The organism is Nocardiopsis rhodophaea (assembly GCF_039530945.1).
Taxonomy (GTDB): domain Bacteria; phylum Actinomycetota; class Actinomycetes; order Streptosporangiales; family Streptosporangiaceae; genus Nocardiopsis_C; species Nocardiopsis_C rhodophaea.
This window is the reverse complement of record NZ_BAAAPC010000012.1, coordinates 107,460-125,208: the sequence shown is the minus strand read 5'-3', so window position 1 is coordinate 125,208 and position 17,749 is coordinate 107,460. Positions and strand designations below refer to the sequence as shown.

The following is a 17,749-nucleotide window of genomic DNA, read 5'->3' as shown; positions in this document are numbered from 1 at the left end:
GCCCGTTTGGGGGACAGAGGGACGGGAGCGGTTCGATCGGACGCCGATCAGGCGAACAGCGCCCAGACATATTTACCGCTGGGGAAGGTGGGCAATACACCCCAGCGTCGAGCGAACGACGCGACGAGGTGCAGGCCGCGGCCACTCTCCAACATAAAATCGGGCTCGCGCCGGGCCGGCAGTCGATCGCTTTCATCCCTGACAGCACAGATCAGTTCGCCTCCCCAACGCACCATGCCGAGCTGGACGTCGGCGCCGCAGGCGCCGACCGCCGTGGCGGACGAACACCGGCACCCGTGCCGAAGAGCATTGGTGATGAGTTCGGACACCACCAGCTGTACGTCGCCGGTGAGGCCCGCCATACCCCACTCCCGCAGCACCCCGCCGCAGATCTCGCGGCCGATGGCGGGTGCTCCGGATTGCGCCACCAAGCTCCAGCACAGAATGTCGAGCCCGCGGCGGTCCGAGTGTCCGTCGAGCCGACCGCGCACGCCGTTCCGCAGGATCGGTACCCACCACGGCCCGTTCGGGTCACCGACCTCCGCCGCCACTTCCTCGCCGGCGGTCCTCCCTAGCGATTCCTGGGCTGGTTGTCCGGTCACCGCGATCCCCTTGCACTCGTCTCGATCGCCACCAGTACCGGACTGCGCGATGACCGGCACCCTTGAAGGACTACGCATGCGCAAGGCCCAGATGCACGTGCATCCTCCTCTTGCAGGAATCCTAGGACAAGCTCGCCGGGGGTTCAGGAAAAGCTGAGAGTTCGTGAAGAAGACTTGCCATCGGTTGCTACGACGAAACGCCGGGAACGCCGTGGACCAGGGAGTCCTCGGATGAATCCGCGACCGTCGCGTCAGGCCGCGAGTGTCCGGTAGTCGGCCACACGGTCCGGATAATCGGTGATTATCCCGTCGACACCGTCCCGGATCATCCGCTGGATCGCGTGGTCGTTATTGACAGTCCATCCGAAAAGGGTCAGTCCCTGGGCGTGAGCGCGGCGGACATAGGGAGCGGTGACCCGAAGATGATGCGGGTTGATCTGGCGCGCGTAGCGGGCGATCCGGCGAAGCCCGAAACGGCCGTATGTCTTGCCCAGAACCGCCGTGTGCAACCCCGGCACGTCCTCGGCGACCCGGCGCAGGGTGACCCAGTCGAAGCTCTGCAGGATGAGCCGACCGTCGGCGCCCGCCGCGCGCCAGTACCGGTCGGCGCAGAGGAACGCGGCGAGGTCACGGCACATCTCCGGGTCGCGCCGGTGGACCTTGAGCTCGACCAGCGCTCCCAGGTCATCCGCGCGCAGCGCGTCCAGCGCTTCCGTCAGCGTCGGCACGCGCTCTCCGGTGAAGCGTTCGCCGAACCACGAACCGGCGTCGAGGCGTTGGATCTCGGCGAGGGTGAAGTCGGAGACGCGCCACGACCGGCGGTCGGGGTACAGCTCGGCGACGTTGGTGGTGCGACGCAGGTCAAGGTCGTGGATGACGACGAACTGGCCGTCGGCGGTCCGCCGCACGTCAATTTCGGCCATGTCGGCGTGGTGAATTCGAGCCAGCCGAAGCGCGGACAACGTGTTCTCCGGCGCGTAGGCGGAGGCACCGCGGTGCGCGACGACGACCATCGGGCGCCGATACGATCCGGCTCCGACGACGCGCCGCTGCCGCCGCGCGAGGCCCCTGGAACCATTGCTGCCCGGCATACCACGGCCTTTCTCGGTCTGAACCGGCGGAGCTCTCTCCACCATCCTCACCGGCCCTGGCCACTCCCCGATGGCGAGCGGGTGAGCATCCGGTGGAAATATCGCGCCGATGCCACCCGCCTGGTTCTCTCATACCCGTCTACCCCGCGGGCTGGTCTCGTCGCGTAACGATACCCCGCCAGACGCCGAATTTTCGTAACTGTGTGTATTGACCAGTCCGCCCTACCGGAGGCGTGGTGCCCCCACCACCCTGGTCACCGCACCGCGCGCCCCTTGGCCCCGCAACGCCTGAAATGGGATCCTGAAGTCATCAGCGGATGACCTCGGGGAGTCACGATGACCGAGCCGCGTGCCGCCCGCCCGTTCATGCCCGGCTACGGCGTCTTGGGCCCCGATGAAGGGGGCGGGCTGCTGCCGTGGTCGTGGGCCGAGGAGCGGCTGCGCGAATCCCACGACTACTGGGTGTGCAGTGTATGGCCGGACGGCCGCCCGCACACGATGCCGGTCTGGGGGGTCTGGGACGCCCAGGAGCTCTGGTTCCGCAGCGCCCGGAGGTCGCGCAAGGTGCGCAATCTCCGCCTCAACCCGCGGATCTCCGTGTCCACCTGCGACGCGCGGCGCCCGGTCGTGCTGGAGGGGCGAGCCGGATTCGTGACCGAGGAGGCCGTGCTCGACTACCTCACCGCCCTGTTCAACGCCAAGTATCGGACACGGGCCACCCCGAACTTTCTGGACCCGGCCGTCTGCTCGACGGTGCGCGTGCGTCCGCACTGGGTGTTCGCCCTCGACATGAACGACTTCGACGGCTCGCCGACGCGCTGGCAGTTCGACACTGACTGAGCCTCATCCGCACCGCGTGCACGCCCGCTCGTGATCCGGGGCAGCGCCAACCACCCCACCCACATACCACCTGGTCGGTATGGAGTGGATAGGATCGGCCCCAGTGTGCCCTGGACCACTCCATCGGAGGTAGAACCATGTCAGAAGCAGCGCGCGTCGCGATCGTGACCGGTGCCGCCCGCGGCATTGGAGCGGCCACCGCCCGCCGGCTGGCCGCCGACGGCCGCTCCGTCGCGGTCATCGACCTCAAGGAGTCCGACGCCCAGCGGACCGCCGACGAGATCACCGCCGATGGCGGCACCGCCATCGGCGTCGGCGCCGACGTCAGCGACGCCGACCAGGTGGCCACCGCCGTCGGCCAGGTCGCCGAACGGCTCGGCCCGCCCACGATCCTGGTCAACAACGCCGGTGTCCTCCGTGACAACCTCCTCTTCAAGATGTCCGAGGAGGACTGGGACACAGTCATGAACGTGCACCTGCGCGGCTCGTTCCTGATGGCCCGCGCCGCCCAGCAGCACATGGTCGCCGAGAACTGGGGCCGCATCGTCAACCTTTCCAGCAGCTCCGCTCAGGGCAACCGGGGCCAGGCCAACTACTCGACCGCCAAGGCCGGGCTGCAGGGATTCACCAAGACGCTCGCCATCGAGCTTGGCAAGTTCGGCGTCACCTGCAACGCCGTCGCCCCCGGCTTCATCGTCACCGACATGACCAAGGCCACCGCAGCACGCGTGGGCATGGACTACGAGGACTTCAAGAAGGCCGCCGCCGAGAGCATCCCGGTCCGCCGGGTCGGCCAGCCGGAGGACATCGCCAACACCATCTCCTTTCTGACCAGCGAAGGGTCCGGATTCGTGTCCGGCCAGGTGATCTACGTCGCGGGTGGTCCCCTCGACTGACGCGCCAGGCGTCGCTGCCGGGGCCGCCGCCCGCACGGCGGCCCACCCGCCCTGCCGGGTCCCCCACAGGCCCCCACTCCCCCTCCGATCCCCAGTCCCTCAGTCGCGCACCGGAGGTGCCATGACAACGGCTCCCGCGGGGGCGTCGCTCGACGCGACCGCACTACGCCAACGGGTCGCGGCCGTCGTCGCCGCCCACGATCCCACCACCACCGATCCCACCGAGTTCCTGGCCGCCCGTTTCGACGCGGGGCTGGCGTGGGTCCACTTCCCCGAGGGCGAGGGCGGGCTGGGCGCCCCGCGCGTCCTGCAGACCGTCGTCGACGAGGAGTTCGAGCGGCTCGGTGCCGTCCCCGCCGGGCGCGACAAGCTCATCATCGGCCTCGGCATGGCCGCTCCGACCATCGTCGCGTTCGGCACGCCCGAACAGCGCCGCCGCTACCTCAAGCCGCTGTATGTCGGAGAGGAGGTCTGGTGCCAGCTGTTCAGCGAGCCCGGCGCCGGGTCCGACCTCGCCGCCCTCGGCACCCGCGCCGTGCGCGACGGCGACACGTGGGTGGTCAACGGGCAGAAGGTGTGGACGTCACACGCACACAACGCACGGTGGGCGATCCTGGTGACCCGCACGGACCCCGATGTCCCCAAGCACCGGGGCATGACCTACTTCATCTGCGACATGCACGCGCCGGGCGTCGACGTCCGTCCGCTGCGCCAGCTGACCGGTGAGGCCGCGTTCAACGAGGTCTACCTGACCGACGTCCGCATCCCCGACTCCCACCGGCTGGGTGAGGTCGGAGACGGCTGGCGGGTCGCGCAGACCACCCTGATGAACGAGCGCGTGTCCATCGGGGGCCGACCGGAGCCGCGCGAGGGCGGACTCATCCGGTTCGCCACGGAGGCCTGGCGCTCCGCACCGCCGGAACTGCGCACACCGGGGCTGCACGACACGCTGATGCGGCTGTGGGTGGAGGCCGAGGCCGCTCGGCTGACCCAGGAGCGGCTGCGCCAGCAGCTCGCGATCGGCCAGCCCGGGCCGGAAGGATCGGCCACGAAGCTCGCGTTCGCCCGCCTCAACCAGGAGATCTCCGGCCTGGAGGTGGAGCTGCGCGGCGCCGAGGGACTGACCTACGACGACTGGACATTCCACCGCCCCGACGGCCACGGGATGGCCACGCGCGGCGCCGGGTACCGCTACCTGCGCAGCCGGGGCAACTCGATCGAGGGCGGGACCTCGGAGATCCTGCGCAACATCATCGCCGAGCGCGTCCTGGGCCTGCCCGGGGAGATCCGGGTCGACAAGGACGTCGCGTGGAAGGACCTGCCGAAGTGAGCACGACCGAAACGGACCTGCTGTACAGCGAGGTCGAGGAAGAGCTGCGCGACAGTGTCCGCGGACTGCTGGCGGTCAAGTGCCCGGCCTCGGGCGTCCTCGCGCGGGTGGAGAGCGACGCACCCACCGACACCGCCCTGTGGCAGGAGCTGTGCCGGCTTGGGGTGGCTGGCCTGCCGATTCCCGAAGCCCAGGGCGGGGCCGGTGCGAGCTGGCGGGAGGCGGCGGTGGTGGCCGAGGAGCTGGGCCGGGCGGCCGCCCCGGTACCGTTCCTCGGCAGCGCGGTGCTGTCCACCGCGGCGCTGCTGAACCTCGGCGACTCCCCCAGCGTGACCGCGACCCTCGGCCGCATGGCCTCGGGCGAGTTGACCGTGGCGCTCGCCGTTCCTCTGGCGACGGTGCCCGGAGGGGCCTTCCCTGGGGCGGTGCGGGAGGAGAACGGCGAGCTTACGGGAACGGTCACCAAGGCGGCCGACGTGACGGCCGCCGACACCCTGCTGGTCCCCGCCCTCGCCCGAAGCGGCCCCGGCCTGTACCTGGTGGAGGCGACCGACACGGTGCGGACACCGCTGGTCGGGCTGGACCTGACGCGGCCGCTGGTCGACGTCGGACTGGACCGGGCCGCCGCCCGGTGCGTGGCCACGGGTCCGGTCGCCGAGCGGGCGCTGCGCACGGCGCTGGTGACCGGAGCGGCCATACTCGCGTCCGAACAGCTGGGCGTGGCCCAGTGGGCGCTCGACACGACCGTCGACTACGTGAAGACCCGCACCCAGTTCGGCCGCGCCGTGGGGTCGTTCCAGGCGGTCAAGCACCGGCTGGCGGACGTGTGGGTGGCGGTCTCTCAGGCGCGGGCCGTCGCCAGGAACGCGGCGAGCGCGGTGGCGCACGCGCCGGACAGCTCCGAGGCCGAGCTGGGCGCCGCGCTGGCCCAGGCGTTCGTGTCCCGTGTCGCGGTGACCGCGGCTGAGGAGGCGGTGCAGCTGCACGGCGGCATCGGCTTCACCTGGGAGCACCCGGCCCACCTCTACCTGAAGCGGGCCAAGAGCGACGCGATCGCCCTGGGCACCGCCGACCGCCACCGCATGGCCGTGGCCGGGCTCGTCGACTTGCCCGTCGGAACGGAGGACTGACTCGACCTCGGCACCGCCACGGGTCTCCTGAGCCCCTCCGGGTCTGCTGGACGGCCTTGTCGGCGGTCGCCTCATCCGGTGTTCTTGGGCGAAAAGCAGCACCGACGACGGCAGGGGGCTGGGCACGTCGGCTCCCTGCCCGAAGCGGGGGTGGTGGCTGCGAGGGGAGCAGGGGCGGGGCACCCCTGGTCGGCTCCGGGGAGGGCCGTGCGGGCGGCCCGAAACTCGACGTGCGAACCTTCGGGCGCCGGTTATGCCCGTTTTGCCCCACCTTCCCCGCGATGATCATGGGATCTGTCCCGGTTCTGTCCGGTTTGCCGGGAGATTTCCCATGATCATCGCGAGGCAGAGGACAGGGGCCGGGCCGGGCGACTGGCGGCGCCTGCCCCCTGGCGGATATGGCTGGGCGGCGACTCGCGACGCGAGGACGGCCCTTTCGCCTCACGTGAAGGCCATTCGGCGATGCGGGAGCCGTCGGCTGCCACAGGCCCCGCTGGCGATGATCATGGGAATAGTCCCGACAAACCGGACAAAACAGGGACAGATCCCATGATCATCGCGGGGAACGTGGGGCACAACGGGCATAACTGTTAGCTACCGCCCCTGTTCCACCGGGCGGAGACCGGCGGGGCGGGCCGCCGCAAGTGGACCCAGCTGACGGCACCCCGCACACAACCGGCGCCCCAGCCCCCTGCCGCCGTCGGTGCCGCTTTTCACCCAAGAACACCGGATCAGCCAACCGCCGACAAGGCCGCCCAGCAGACCCGTGGCGGTGCCGAGGTCGAGTCAGTCGATCCCGCGCGCTGCCATGGCCTCGCCGGTCGCCTCGGCCGAGCGGATCAGGCCGACGATCACCGGCACCACCATGAGGTGCGGGCGGCCGCGCAGTCCACGGGCCGCGTAGGCCTCGCGGGACGCCCGCAGGGCGGCGTCGACCATGGGGATGGACCGGATGGTGAGTGCCAGGACGAGGGCGACCCGGTCCGGGCGGACCCCGGCGAAGCGCAGGGGGCGGGCCAGGCGTTCGAAGAGGGCGAGCATCTCGCTCACCCGGGTGGTCAGCGTGACGAGCCCGGCGAGCAGGACCGCGGTGGTGAGCTGGGCACAGACGCGGGCGGCGGTCGGCCAGTCGGCCGCGAATCCCTGGAAGACGGCGATCAGCACGAGGAACGGGAGAACGGGGCGCACCACTCGCCAGACATAGCGCGGGGGCAGTCCCCCCAGCGGGTAGGCCAGGGCGGCGGTGCACGCGGCCCCCAGAGCGACCCAGAGGTTCCCGAGGGCGATCACCGTCGTGACCACCACCAGCAGGACCAGCAGCTTGGCCCCGGACGGGGCGCGGTAGAGCACCGAGTCGCCCGGGACGTAGAGCCCGATGATGTTCACCGGCCGGGCTCCCGGAGCGCGGAGGCGTCGGCCGACGGCCGGTCGGCCTCGACCGCACCCGCCTGCGCTCGCTCTCTGGCGCGCCGGTCCATCAAGCCGCTGTAGTGTGCGACCGCCTCCCCCGGCTCCCCGTCGAACACAATGCGGCCGTCGTCCATGACCAGGACGCGGTCGAAGTCGGCGAGGGAGTCCAGGTGGTGGGTGAGCAGGACGATCTGCTGCGAGAGTTCGCGCAGGGTCCGTTCGATGACCTTGACGTTATGCAGGTCAAGCAGTGTTGTGGGTTCGTCGCAGACAAGGATCTCCGGTTCGGTGACCAGCACCGACGCCAGCGCCAGCATCTGCTTCTGGCCGCCGGAGAGCAGGTGGGCCGGGTGGTCGCGGTGGTCGGCGAGTCCATGGCGGTCCAGGATGGCGTCGACCTTGGCGTCGATCTCGGCGGCCGACAGCCCGCTGCCGCGCAGCCCGATGGCCACGTCCTCGGCGACCGTGGGCATGAGGATCTGGGTCGTGGCGTCGGAAAAGACGAACCCTACCCGCCGCCGGATCTCCCGGGCGTGCTTGCGGGTGTCGCGGCCGTCCACGAGGACGCGGCCGGAGTCGGGCACGATGAGCCCGTTGAGCATCCGCGCGAGCGTGGACTTGCCCGAGCCGTTCGCGCCGATCAGCCCGATACGGTGCTCGGTGAGCCGCAGCGAGACATCGCTGAGCACGACGCGCCCGTCGTAGGCGTGTGTCACGTTCTCCAGCTGCAGCATGGGCGCGGGCTCCTTGTGAGGTGGTGACCGGCGGCGGGTGGAGGGCTCATGCGGGTCAGGCGCCGTTGCCTGCCTCGACGGTGCCCCTGGTGCCCGCCGGCGGGATGGGGTAAGCGCGGTAGACAGCGCTGGCGATCGCCGCCGCGAGCGCGGCCTTGACCAGGTCGCCTGGGAGGAAGACGACGGCGGCGTAGGCCGTGGCAAGCAGGCCGTCACCGACGACGACGGCGGTCCACGGAATCCCGATGAGGTAGATGACGGCCATGCCGCCGAGGATGTTGGCGCCGAACCCGGCCCAGAAGCGGTAGCGGGGCATCATGCGCTGGGCGAGCAGGCCGATCACCAGGGCGCCGACGACCCAGCCGAGCAGGTAGCCGCCGGTGGGGCCGAGGAAGGGCGCTACGCCACCGCGTCCGCCGGGCAGCAGCGGGAGGCCGGCGAGTGTCAGGGCGAGGAAGGTGAGGATGGCAAGCGTGCCGCGCTTGGCTCCCAGCAGGCTCGGGGCCAGCATGACGCCGAGCGTCTGCAGGGTGACGGGCACCGGCCCGACCGGGATAGAGAACGGCATGCTCAGAACGGCGAGCAGTGCGGCGAACATGCCGATGAGGGCGATGTCGCGGGCGGTCAGGCCGCGGTACCGCACGCGGGGGGCGGGGGCGTCGGGCATGGGTCTTCCTGTCCTGGTCGTGGTTGAGCTGCGCACCCCGGTGACCGGGGCATTCGTTATTGATTGTCGCCTATGACCACGTCGGGACAGTTTGTCGGGGTGTGACGGTATTGTCCGGCGGATCCTTGTGGGGGCGTGTCAGTACGGGTCCAACCGCGAGGCCGGTGAGGCTGCCCGTCCGGCGCTCGTTAACCGCGCGGAGCCGGACGCCGCAGGGGTGGCCGCCCAGGAACGACGGCCCGGCGTCCGTGCCGCAAGGCCGGTGAGGCCGCCCGCCCAGCGCTCGTTAACCGCGCGGAGCCGGACGCCGCAGGGGTGGCCGCCCAGGAACGACGGCCCGGCGTCCGTGCCGCAAGGCCGCCGGTAACCTCCCCCGTGGCGCGGTCGTGTCAGACCCGGCGCGTCCCCCGAGGGAGGGATTAGGGGGTGGAGGTTTCGATCCACCTGGCCCGCCGATCGGCGGCTCCCAGCGCGCCCTCCTTTCCGCCCGGATCCCCTGGACCTCCGCCGCAGGTCGCGGGGGATCGGCCACTTCCCCGCGGGGACGTGGCCGACCTTCCCGGGATCACCACCGGGATGGGCGGCCTTGGTGGGTGTCCGCGCGGAGTTCCGTGAGGATCGCTTCCTGCCCCGGGGGGCCGGGGAAATGGCCGCCGGGGATCGTGGCCATGGAGAACCGCCGGGTCGTGTACCGCTTCCATTCGCGAACCCCTGCCTCGGTGACCATGGGGTCGTCGGTCCCCGCGAACGCGGTGATCGGGATGTCGAGCGGTGCCGCCGAACGCCAGCGGTAACCGGCGTAGATCCTGTAGTCGCGCATCAGCTCCTCCCCGACGACACGCAGCGTGTCGGGGTCATCAAGCAGCTCGGCCGGGATCCCTCCGTAGCGGTCGGCGGCGCGCCGTGCCAGCTCCACCGGGTCGTCCGGAACCACCAGACTGTGCCCGATGTGCGGCGCTTCCCGCCCGCTGACGACCAGGCGGCGCACGGCACGCCCGTCGGCGCGCAGGGCCCGGGCGGTCTCGTAGGCGAGCAGGGCGCCCATGCTGTGGCCGTACAGGGTGAGCTCGCCCGGCAGGCATCCCAGCTCCGCCACGTACGCGTCGACCGTTCCGGTCCACTGGTCGGTTGGCGGGCCGCCGTTCCGGCGGCGGATGGCCACCCACATCCGGTACCGGTCGGCGAGCTTGGCCCGCCAGGGAAGGAAGCTCATCTCCGAGCCGCCCGCGTGCGGAAAGCAGACGAGGTGCGCGTCCGCGCCTTCCTGTCCGCCGATGGGGACGACGGTCTCCGCGGGCACGGCGGACGGACCGTGCTCGCCGAAGTGGGGGTCGCCATCTGCGGTTCTCGCGGGCATCGCACCATCCAGGGGTCAGTGAGGACACGGCCGGACCGGGTGTCACCATGCCCGGATATCCGACAACCCGGGCTGGCCGGCACCTTGAGGTCACGGCGCCCCACCGTAATGGACGCGTCGCCCGCGGAAACGACCGGCCCCCGGCTTTTCTTGCGCGATCTCAGGCGATCAGTTCGGCCTCCTTCGGCCTGGAGAGCGTGTACTCCAGCAGGCGGCGGAGCACGCGGCCCGCGTCGCGGCGTTCCCTGGCGTCGAAGTCGACGATGGGGACGCTCGGGTCGATTTCGAGCGCCTCGCGGATCTGCTCGATCGTGTAGTCGAGCTGGCCGTCGAACCGGTTGAGCGCGACGATGTAGGGGATGCTCTGGTTGCGTTCGAAGTAGTCGATCGCGTCGAAGCAGTCGGCCAGACGGCGGCTGTCGACCACGACGACCGCGCCGACCGCCCCGCGCACGATGTCGTCCCACATGAACCAGAAGCGGGCCTGGCCCGGCGTGCCGAACAGGTACATGATCAGCTCGTCTTCGAGCGTGAGGCGGCCGAAATCCATGGCGACGGTGGTGGTCGTCTTGCCGGGGATGGCCGTCAGATCGTCGTGGCCCATGCTGGCCTCGGTCATCACGGCCTCGGTGGTCACCGGGGGGATCTCGGAGACCGAGCCGACCAGGGTGGTTTTGCCCGCGCCGAACCCGCCGGCGACGACGATCTTGGTGGACACTAGCGAGCCGGAGCCCGCAATGTCATTGGAAGAGACGTTCGAGTCCACGGAGCGCCCTCTCCAGAACTTGGTTTTCCGACGGACTGTGTCCGGTGATGGTCGGGTGGATGTAGACGTGCCCCTGGTCCGCCAGGTCACTGATGAGAACCTGGGCCACGCCGATGGGGATCCGGAGTTCCGCGCCGATCTCGGCGACCGAGCGTGGTTCCCGGCACAAAAGGCGGATGCTCTGCGATTCCGGCAGCAGGTTCGACGGGGCCGGAGCATCCGGATCGGAGACCGAGACAAGGGTCTGCACCATCAGGGGATGGCGCGACCTCGTCCTGCCGCCAGTGAAGGTGTAGGGGCGGATCCTGGCGCCCCTCTTCCTACGAAAGCTCATTGTGCTGGCATCCTCTTCGTATTCCGGTGCCGGGTCCGGTCGGAAGTCGGCAGGATCGGCACGGTCACGGCGTGATGACCTCACGCAGCTGGGAGCGCAGCTGGGGAGTGAGCACGTGCCCCGCGCTCTCCACGAGCAGCGCCATCTTATAGGCGACGATTTTCATGTCGGCGCTGCTCGATGTCAGGACCGCCAGCGTCGATCCGTCGCTGATCGACATCACGAACAGGTGCCCGTGCTCCATCCGGAGAATGAGCTGTTCCGAGGTGCCTTTGCTGAAGAGCCGCGCCGTGCCGTCCGACAGGCTCTGCATGCCGCTCGCGATGGCCGCGAGCTGTTCGGCGTGCTCCTCGGGAAATTGCTCGGAGGCGGTGAGCAGGAGTCCGTCAGAGGAGACGACCACGGCATGCTCCACCCCGGGCATTTCGGAGACGAAGTTGGATATGAGCCAGGTGAAATTCTCCGCGCTTTCGCTCAAGCGGTTGTCCATGTGCGACCAGATCCTCGGTGGGTTTCCGTAGCGGGATTGCTGGGTGTAAGGGGACTGTCCGGCCACCTGCCCGCGGCCGGGGCGACCGCCGGTAGCGCCGCGTTCTCCGTTTGCGGCGCCGGAGCGGGGCGGTCGCGGACCTTGGCTATTCGTCGGAACCGCTGCCCGCTGCCTCCTGGCCTTCGATGAAGCCTTCCAGGTCGGCCCGGATCCGCTCGGCCTTGCTGGCGGGTGCGCCGTTCCCGTCGCCCGCCGTACCGTCCACCGATGTCTCCGGGCCGGCCAACGGCAGAGGAGCGGTGTTCCTGTGGGCGCTGCGGCGCGGCAGCCCGGCCGCGGTCACCGACGACTCCATGGCGCGGTTGTTCTCCTGCGCTTCCGAACCGGGAACGGATGGTGTGGGACGGCGTGGCAAGGACCCGTCGGAGGGCGCCAGCGACATCGAGGGGGAGACCGGGCGCACGAGGGAATGCGCGGACCTGCCGACGGGCGGCTCGACCGGACGGGGGCCGGTGCTACCGAACAGCGAGGACGGCACCACGACGTGGGCACTGATGCCGCGGAAGGCGCGTCCTTCGAGTTGCACCTGCAGACCATGTCTGTGCGCGATGCGGCTGACGACGTAGAAGCCCATGTGCCGGATGACTTCCTCGTCCAGCACGGGCTCGCCGCGGAGCCGGGAGTTGTACGCCTCCAACCGGTCCGGGGGAATGCCGATCCCCTCGTCCTCGACGGTGATGAGCAGCTGGTCCTCACCCATCGCCTGGGCGCTGATGACGACCTGGGCGTGGTCGGGCGACTTCTCCGTCGCGTTGTCCATCAGCTCGGCGATGAGGTGGCTGATGTCGTCGGCCGCGGCGCCGGAGATGAACAGGTCGGGCAGGTGCCCGAGGCGGACGCGCTGGTACTCGCTGATCTCGGAGATCGCGGCGCGCGCGACGTCGAGCAGAGGGACCGGCTCGGTGGCCGTGTCACCGGAATCCTGCCCGGCGAGGACCAGCAGGTTCTCGCCATTACGGCGCATCCGGGTGGCCAGGTTGTCGATCCTGAAGAGCTTGTCGAGCAGCGTGGGGTCCTCGCTGCTGTCCTCCAGCTCCTCCACGACCTCGATGAGCGAGTCCACCAGGGCAAGGTCGCGCATGGCCAGACCGGCCAGGGTTCCGGTCAGCAGATCGGCGCGGTCCGGTACGGGCACCGGCCCGGACGCGGGGACCGCGGGTGGTGTCTCAGGAGTGGGGGCGGTCGCCACCGCGGGCGGCGCCTGCGGTGCCGACGGCGACGGGCCCATGGGGGCGGGAGCGGGGGGAGCCGTCTGCGGCTGGGCGCCGTAGGGCGGGACGGGCTGCGGCCCGCTTCCAGCGCCGGGGTGGGGCGGGGACGGTGGCTGGTGCAGGGGGTAGCCCGGCCGCACGCCGGGGGTGGGCGAAGCGGGCGGCTGCACCTTCCGGCCGACGCCGATGCGGCGCAGGAAGCGTCGCCACCCGGAGTCCGAGGGCGGCGGGGCGGCGGCCTCCACCCGCATCATGTGCGAGAGAGGATGGTCCCCGTTCTGGGACGGCTGAGGGGGCAGGGGTTGGTCTCCCCGCCCGGCCGACGACGGTGGCTGTGCCACGGCACATCTCCTCGTATGCAAGGGGAACCGGACGGCGGTACAGGGGGTCTCAGAACGCAGGATGCCGTCGGAGCTCGCACAGGAGCCGGGCCCGAGTTCGCGTGACCTACCGCGATCGGCTCATACCAGCGGTGGTGCCCACCCATCACGGCGGTGGCGCCGCTGGCATCGCGCACTTGACCCCGCGGTTGGTCAACCGCCGGGATATCGCCTCATGATCAACGAATCGTCGGCAACGCTAGCACCGACCAATCCCCTTATGCAGCAAGGTTTCGCGACCTTCTGACGTTCTCTTGACGAATGCGGACCGGCCGCTCTCGGTGACTCTCCGACTACCTGGGCGGACACGCGCCCAACTGATCACGATGTGATGAGAACCACCCACCGGATCATCAGACCCATTTTCGTCCGCTATCCGACCTTTGCCGCCTCGATCGCCTTGAGAATCCTCTTCTCCGAAACCGGGTAGGCGGTGCCCAGCTCCTGGGCGAAGAGACTGACCCGCAGCTCCTCCAGCATCCACCGGATCTCCCGCACACCCGTTTCGTCGGCCCGCCCCGGCCCCAGCCCGGCGAGCAGCTTCTCCCACGCCTGACGCATCTGTTCGACCTTGGCCATGTTGACCTGGTCGCGGCGGGGGTTCTCGGGGAGCTTGGCGAGCCGGTACTCCATGGCTCGCAGGTACCGGTGCAGGTCGGCCAGGCGTCCCCGGCCCGTTTCCGTGACGAAACCAGAATGGATCAGCCCCGCCAGTTGGCCCTGGATGTCGTTGAGGGACGGCAGGACGGCCAGGCTCGTGGTGCCCTTCAGCTTCCGCTGCACCTCGTGGGCCTTGCCCAGTACCCGCGCGGTGGCCGCCACGACCTCGGCCAGCGTGTCGCCGAGTTCGGCGCGCACGTGCTCGCGCAGCTGGTGGAAGGCGTCGCCGTCCCACACCGGGCCCCCGGCCTCGGCCATCAGCGCGTCGACGGAGCAGCGCAGGCAGTCGTCGAACAGCGCGGTGATGCCGCCGTGCGGGTTGTGGCTCAGGGCGAGTTTGGCCGTGTTGTCCAGGCCGCGCTGGACCACCGCGACCGGCGAGGGGACCTGCAGCAGGAGAAGCCGCCGCACGCCGGCCCACATGGCCGCGCGCTGTTCGGCCTCGGTGTCGTAGATCCTGATGGCGACGCTGTCGCCCTCATCGACCAGGGCCGGGTAGCCCCGGACCGACGGGCCGGCCGACTTCCGCTCGAAGGTCCTGCTCAGCGGGCCGAAGTCCCACGAGGTCAGCCCCGTCTTCTCGATGCCCTTGGCCTCGGCGGAGATCGCCTTCTGCAGTCGCGGCTTGAGCTGGGCCCGCAGGGCGGCCAGGTCCTTGTCCTCGGCCAGCTTGCGGCCCTTGGTGTCCACCGCGCGGAAGGTGATCCGCAGGTGGTCGGGGACCCGGTCCAGCTGCCAGTCGTCCGCGCTGATGCGCTCCCCGCTCATCTGGCCGAGCTCTCGGCCCAGCGCCTCGCACAGCGGCTCGGTGTAGGGGGTGAGCCGGGCGAGGACGGCTTCGGCGTGGTCGGGAACGGGCACGAAGTTGCGCCGCAGCGGTTTGGGCAGGGACCGGATCAGCGCGGTGACCAGCTCACGCCGCAGGCCGGGGATCTGCCAGTCGAAGCCCGTGTCCTCCACCTGGTTGAGGACCTTGAGCGGGATGTGCGCGGTGACGCCGTCGGCGTCGGCACCTGGTTCGAACTGGTAGGACAGCGGGAAGGTAAGCGACCCCTGACGCCAGGTGTCGGGGTAGTCCTCCTCCCGCACCTCGTCGGCCTCCTCGTTGATGAGCATCGACTTCTCGAAGCCGAGCAGGTCGGGATCGGTCCGGCGGACCCGCTTCCACCACGCGTCGAAGTGGGCGGCCGAGACCACCTCGGCGCCGATGCGCTCGTCGTAGAACTGGAACAGCGTCTCGTCGTCGACCAGGATGTCGCGGCGGCGCGCGCGGTGCTCCAGGTCCTCGACCTCCTCCAGCAGCCGCCGGTTCTCGTGGAAGAACTTGTGATGCGTCTCCCAGTCGCCCTCGACCAGGGCGTGGCGGATGAACAGCTCGCGGGAGAGCTCCGGGTCGATCTTGCCGTAGCCGACCTTGCGCTGAACGACGATGGGCACGCCGTAGAGCGTGACCCGCTCGTAGGCCATGACCGCGCCGCGGTTCTTCTCCCAGTGCGGCTCGCTGTAGGAGCGCTTGACCAGGTGCCCGCCGAGCTCCTCGGCCCATTCCGGTTCGATCCGGGCGTTCATCCGTCCCCACAGCCGGGAGGTCTCCACCAGTTCGGCGGACATCACGAAGCGGGGCTGTTTCTTGAACAGCGATGATCCGGGGAAGATCGCGAAGCGGGCGCCGCGCCCCCCGAGGTACTCGTGCTTCTCCGGGTCCTTGAGGCCGATGTGCGAGAGCAGGCCGGCCAGCAGGGAGATGTGCACCTGGCGCGGGTCGGGCCGGGCGGAGTTGAGGGTGATCCCCATGCCCTTGACGACCTGCTTGAGCTGGCTGTAGATGTCCTGCCACTCGCGGACGCGCAGGTAGTTGAGGAACTCGGCGCGGCACAGCTTGCGGAACTGGTTGCCGGACAGCGCCCGCTGTTGCTCCCGCAGGTAGGACCACAGGTTGAGGTAGGCGAGGAAGTCCGACTCTTTGTCGGCGAAGCGGGCGTGCGACTCCTGGGCGGCCTGCTGCTTGTCGGCCGGGCGTTCCCGCGGGTCCTGGATGGACAGCGCGGCGGCGATGATCATGACCTCGCGGACGCATCCGTTGCGTTCGGCCTCCAGCACCATGCGGCCCAGCCGCGGGTCGACCGGCAGCTGCGCGAGCTTTCGGCCCAGCGGCGTGAGGCGCTTGCGGGCGTCGGTGGCCTGCGGGTCCAGCGCCCCCAGTTCCTGGAGCAGGTGGACGCCGTCCTTGATCTGCCGGTGGTCGGGGCCTTCGACGAAGGGGAAGGCGGCGATGTCGCCCAGCCCGAGCGAGGCCATCTGCAGGATGACCGAGGCGAGGTTGGTACGCAGGATCTCGGGGTCGGTGAACTCGGGGCGGGAGCTGAAGTCCTCCTCCGAGTACAGCCGGATGCAGATGCCCTCGGACACGCGGCCGCAGCGGCCCTTGCGCTGGTTGGCCGAGGCCTGGGAGATGGGTTCGATCGGCAGCCGCTGCACCTTGGTGCGGTGGCTGTAGCGGGAGATGCGCGCGGTGCCGGGGTCGATGACGTACTTGATCCCCGGCACGGTCAGCGAGGTCTCGGCGACGTTGGTGGCCAGCACGATGCGTCGCCCCCGGTGGGGGGTGAACACGCGGTGCTGCTCTGCCGAGGAGAGGCGGGCGTACAGCGGGAGGATCTCGGTGTCGCGGAGCTTGAGCTTCTCCAGTGCGTCGGCGGTGTCGCGGATCTCCCGCTCACCGCTGAGGAACACCAGGACGTCGCCGGGGGCCTCGCGGCCCAGCTCCTCGACGGCGTCGCAGATGGCCTGGACCTGGTCGCGCTCGGTGTCGTCGGTGTCGCCGCCGTCCTCAGCGATGGGCCGGTAGCGGACCTCGACGGGGTAGGTGCGCCCGGAGACCTCGACGATCGGGGCGTCGTCGAAGTGCCGGGAGAAGCGCTCGGGGTCGATGGTGGCCGAGGTGATGATGACCTTGAGGTCGGGGCGGCGCGGCAGGAGCTGCTTGAGGTAGCCGAGCAGGAAGTCGATGTTGAGGCTGCGCTCGTGGGCCTCGTCGATGATCAGGGTGTCGTACCGGCGCAGCATCCGGTCCTGCTGGATCTCGGCCAGCAGGATGCCATCGGTCATGACCCGGACGAGGGTGTCCTCGCCGGAGTGGTCGGTGAACCGCACCTTGTATCCGACGGTCTGGCCCAGGGGGGAGTCGAGCTCCTCGGCGATGCGCTCGGCCACGGTGCGCGCGGCGATGCGCCGCGGTTGGGTGTGGCCGATGCTGCCCTGCACGCCGCGGCCCAGCTCCAAGCAGATCTTGGGCAGCTGGGTGGTCTTCCCGGAGCCGGTCTCACCGGCGACGATGACGACCTGGTGGTCGCGGATCGCCTCGGCGATGTCGTCCTTCTTCTGGCTGACCGGAAGGCTGGCGGGATAGCTGATCTGCGGGCAGGCGGCCTTGCGCTGCTCCAGACGCATCTCGGCGAGGTCGATCTCGGCGGCCAGCTCGGCGGCGATGGCGTCGCGCTTGCGTTCGTCGCGCACTTTGTGCAGGCCGTCGATACGACGGCGCAGCCGGTGCCGGTCGGCGGGCATCAGCTGGCCCAAGCGGGCGCGGAGTTCCGGGTAGGGCGCGGGGGAACCCGCGGACTTCTCCGAACGCGGGGATCTGGCTGGCGAGGTTCTCATACCGAGGTCAAGGATATGAGCGTTCGCAAGGGGTTTTCTCCGCAAACGACCGGCCATTCGGGAGATCCACGCCCTGAAACGTGTTCCATGTCACTCAGGGTTGGGTAGCGTCACACACGGCACATGTGACG

At 70.0% G+C, this 17,749-nt stretch carries 15 protein-coding genes; 4 read left to right on the top strand and 11 right to left on the bottom strand.

Annotated elements, in window-relative coordinates:
* Nucleotides 1–47: 47 nt before the first annotated feature.
* Both ABD259_RS14905 and ABD259_RS14900 read right to left on the bottom strand, forming a co-directional pair.
* Nucleotides 48–662 (bottom strand): ATP-binding protein, encoded by a 615-nt coding sequence (locus ABD259_RS14905; protein ID WP_344102927.1) that lies wholly within the window; start codon nucleotides 660–662, stop codon nucleotides 48–50.
* A gap of 191 nt (nucleotides 663–853) precedes the next feature.
* Complete coding sequence (locus ABD259_RS14900) at nucleotides 854–1,693, bottom strand: glycerophosphodiester phosphodiesterase (protein ID WP_344102925.1); 840 nt, start codon at nucleotides 1,691–1,693, stop codon at nucleotides 854–856.
* A 336-nt stretch (nucleotides 1,694–2,029) separates the two neighbouring features.
* Here ABD259_RS14900 and ABD259_RS14895 point away from each other — a divergent pair, with 336 nt between their 5' ends.
* The 4 genes from ABD259_RS14895 (at nucleotide 2,030) to ABD259_RS14880 (ending at nucleotide 5,889) form a co-directional block, all read left to right on the top strand.
* Nucleotides 2,030–2,533: a pyridoxamine 5'-phosphate oxidase family protein gene (locus ABD259_RS14895; RefSeq protein WP_344102923.1), complete on the top strand. Its 504-nt coding sequence runs from the start codon at nucleotides 2,030–2,032 to the stop codon at nucleotides 2,531–2,533.
* A gap of 137 nt (nucleotides 2,534–2,670) precedes the next feature.
* On the top strand, nucleotides 2,671–3,429 hold the full coding sequence (gene fabG, locus ABD259_RS14890; RefSeq protein ID WP_344102921.1) for a 3-oxoacyl-ACP reductase FabG: 759 nt from the start codon (nucleotides 2,671–2,673) through the stop codon (nucleotides 3,427–3,429).
* 121 nt (nucleotides 3,430–3,550) lie between these two features.
* A complete protein-coding gene (locus tag ABD259_RS14885) occupies nucleotides 3,551–4,759 on the top strand; it encodes an acyl-CoA dehydrogenase family protein (RefSeq protein ID WP_344102919.1) in 1,209 nt (402 codons plus the stop codon).
* Complete coding sequence (locus tag ABD259_RS14880; protein WP_344162990.1) at nucleotides 4,756–5,889, top strand: acyl-CoA dehydrogenase family protein; 1,134 nt, start codon at nucleotides 4,756–4,758, stop codon at nucleotides 5,887–5,889. Before ABD259_RS14885 ends, ABD259_RS14880 begins: the two co-directional genes overlap by 4 nt.
* 786 nt (nucleotides 5,890–6,675) lie before the next feature.
* Here ABD259_RS14880 and ABD259_RS14875 read toward each other — a convergent pair.
* The 9 genes from ABD259_RS14875 to hrpA all read right to left on the bottom strand — a co-directional run bounded on the left by ABD259_RS14875 (nucleotide 6,676) and on the right by hrpA (nucleotide 17,618).
* The gene (locus tag ABD259_RS14875) at nucleotides 6,676–7,275 is read right to left on the bottom strand and encodes an energy-coupling factor transporter transmembrane component T family protein (RefSeq protein ID WP_344102915.1); all 600 of its coding nucleotides are present in this window, start codon (nucleotides 7,273–7,275) and stop codon (nucleotides 6,676–6,678) included.
* Nucleotides 7,272–8,033 carry an energy-coupling factor ABC transporter ATP-binding protein gene (locus ABD259_RS14870; protein WP_344102913.1) on the bottom strand — a complete coding sequence of 254 codons (762 nt, stop codon included), beginning with the start codon at nucleotides 8,031–8,033 and terminating at the stop codon, nucleotides 7,272–7,274. The genes ABD259_RS14875 and ABD259_RS14870 overlap by 4 nt, the downstream gene beginning before the upstream one ends.
* Nucleotides 8,034–8,088: 55 nt before the next feature.
* Entirely contained in the window at nucleotides 8,089–8,700 is a 612-nt protein-coding gene (locus ABD259_RS14865) for a biotin transporter BioY (protein WP_344102910.1), read from the bottom strand.
* A gap of 565 nt (nucleotides 8,701–9,265) precedes the next feature.
* Nucleotides 9,266–10,057, bottom strand: a complete 792-nt coding sequence (locus ABD259_RS14860) for a thioesterase II family protein (RefSeq protein ID WP_344102908.1) — start codon at nucleotides 10,055–10,057, stop codon at nucleotides 9,266–9,268.
* Nucleotides 10,058–10,217: 160 nt separating this feature from the next.
* Nucleotides 10,218–10,775 carry a GTP-binding protein gene (locus ABD259_RS14855; RefSeq protein ID WP_344102906.1) on the bottom strand — a complete coding sequence of 186 codons (558 nt, stop codon included), beginning with the start codon at nucleotides 10,773–10,775 and terminating at the stop codon, nucleotides 10,218–10,220.
* Nucleotides 10,776–10,797: 22 nt separating this feature from the next.
* On the bottom strand, nucleotides 10,798–11,157 hold the full coding sequence (locus tag ABD259_RS14850; RefSeq protein WP_344162987.1) for a DUF742 domain-containing protein: 360 nt from the start codon (nucleotides 11,155–11,157) through the stop codon (nucleotides 10,798–10,800).
* 64 nt (nucleotides 11,158–11,221) lie between these two features.
* Nucleotides 11,222–11,647, bottom strand: coding sequence for a roadblock/LC7 domain-containing protein (locus ABD259_RS14845; protein ID WP_425573526.1), 426 nt, complete (start codon nucleotides 11,645–11,647; stop codon nucleotides 11,222–11,224).
* Between the two features lie 145 nt (nucleotides 11,648–11,792).
* On the bottom strand, nucleotides 11,793–13,259 hold the full coding sequence (locus ABD259_RS14840) for a sensor histidine kinase (protein WP_344162984.1): 1,467 nt from the start codon (nucleotides 13,257–13,259) through the stop codon (nucleotides 11,793–11,795).
* A 411-nt stretch (nucleotides 13,260–13,670) separates the two neighbouring features.
* Complete coding sequence (gene hrpA, locus ABD259_RS14835; RefSeq protein ID WP_344162981.1) at nucleotides 13,671–17,618, bottom strand: ATP-dependent RNA helicase HrpA; 3,948 nt, start codon at nucleotides 17,616–17,618, stop codon at nucleotides 13,671–13,673.
* Nucleotides 17,619–17,749 lie beyond the last annotated feature (131 nt).

Bases quoted from the DNA above. Each gene is read 5' to 3' on its own strand.
- ABD259_RS14865 (WP_344102910.1), bottom strand. From the start codon at position 8,700: ATGCCCGACGCCCCCGCCCCCCGCGTGCGGTACCGCGGCCTGACCGCC.
- ABD259_RS14845 (WP_425573526.1), bottom strand. From the start codon at position 11,647: ATGGACAACCGCTTGAGCGAAAGCGCGGAGAATTTCACCTGGCTCATA.
- ABD259_RS14900 (WP_344102925.1), bottom strand. From the start codon at position 1,693: ATGCCGGGCAGCAATGGTTCCAGGGGCCTCGCGCGGCGGCAGCGGCGC.
- fabG (WP_344102921.1), top strand. From the start codon at position 2,671: ATGTCAGAAGCAGCGCGCGTCGCGATCGTGACCGGTGCCGCCCGCGGC.
- ABD259_RS14870 (WP_344102913.1), bottom strand. From the start codon at position 8,033: ATGCTGCAGCTGGAGAACGTGACACACGCCTACGACGGGCGCGTCGTG.
- ABD259_RS14850 (WP_344162987.1), bottom strand. From the start codon at position 11,157: ATGAGCTTTCGTAGGAAGAGGGGCGCCAGGATCCGCCCCTACACCTTC.
- ABD259_RS14860 (WP_344102908.1), bottom strand. From the start codon at position 10,057: ATGCCCGCGAGAACCGCAGATGGCGACCCCCACTTCGGCGAGCACGGT.
- ABD259_RS14895 (WP_344102923.1), top strand. From the start codon at position 2,030: ATGACCGAGCCGCGTGCCGCCCGCCCGTTCATGCCCGGCTACGGCGTC.
- ABD259_RS14885 (WP_344102919.1), top strand. From the start codon at position 3,551: ATGACAACGGCTCCCGCGGGGGCGTCGCTCGACGCGACCGCACTACGC.
- hrpA (WP_344162981.1), bottom strand. From the start codon at position 17,618: ATGAGAACCTCGCCAGCCAGATCCCCGCGTTCGGAGAAGTCCGCGGGT.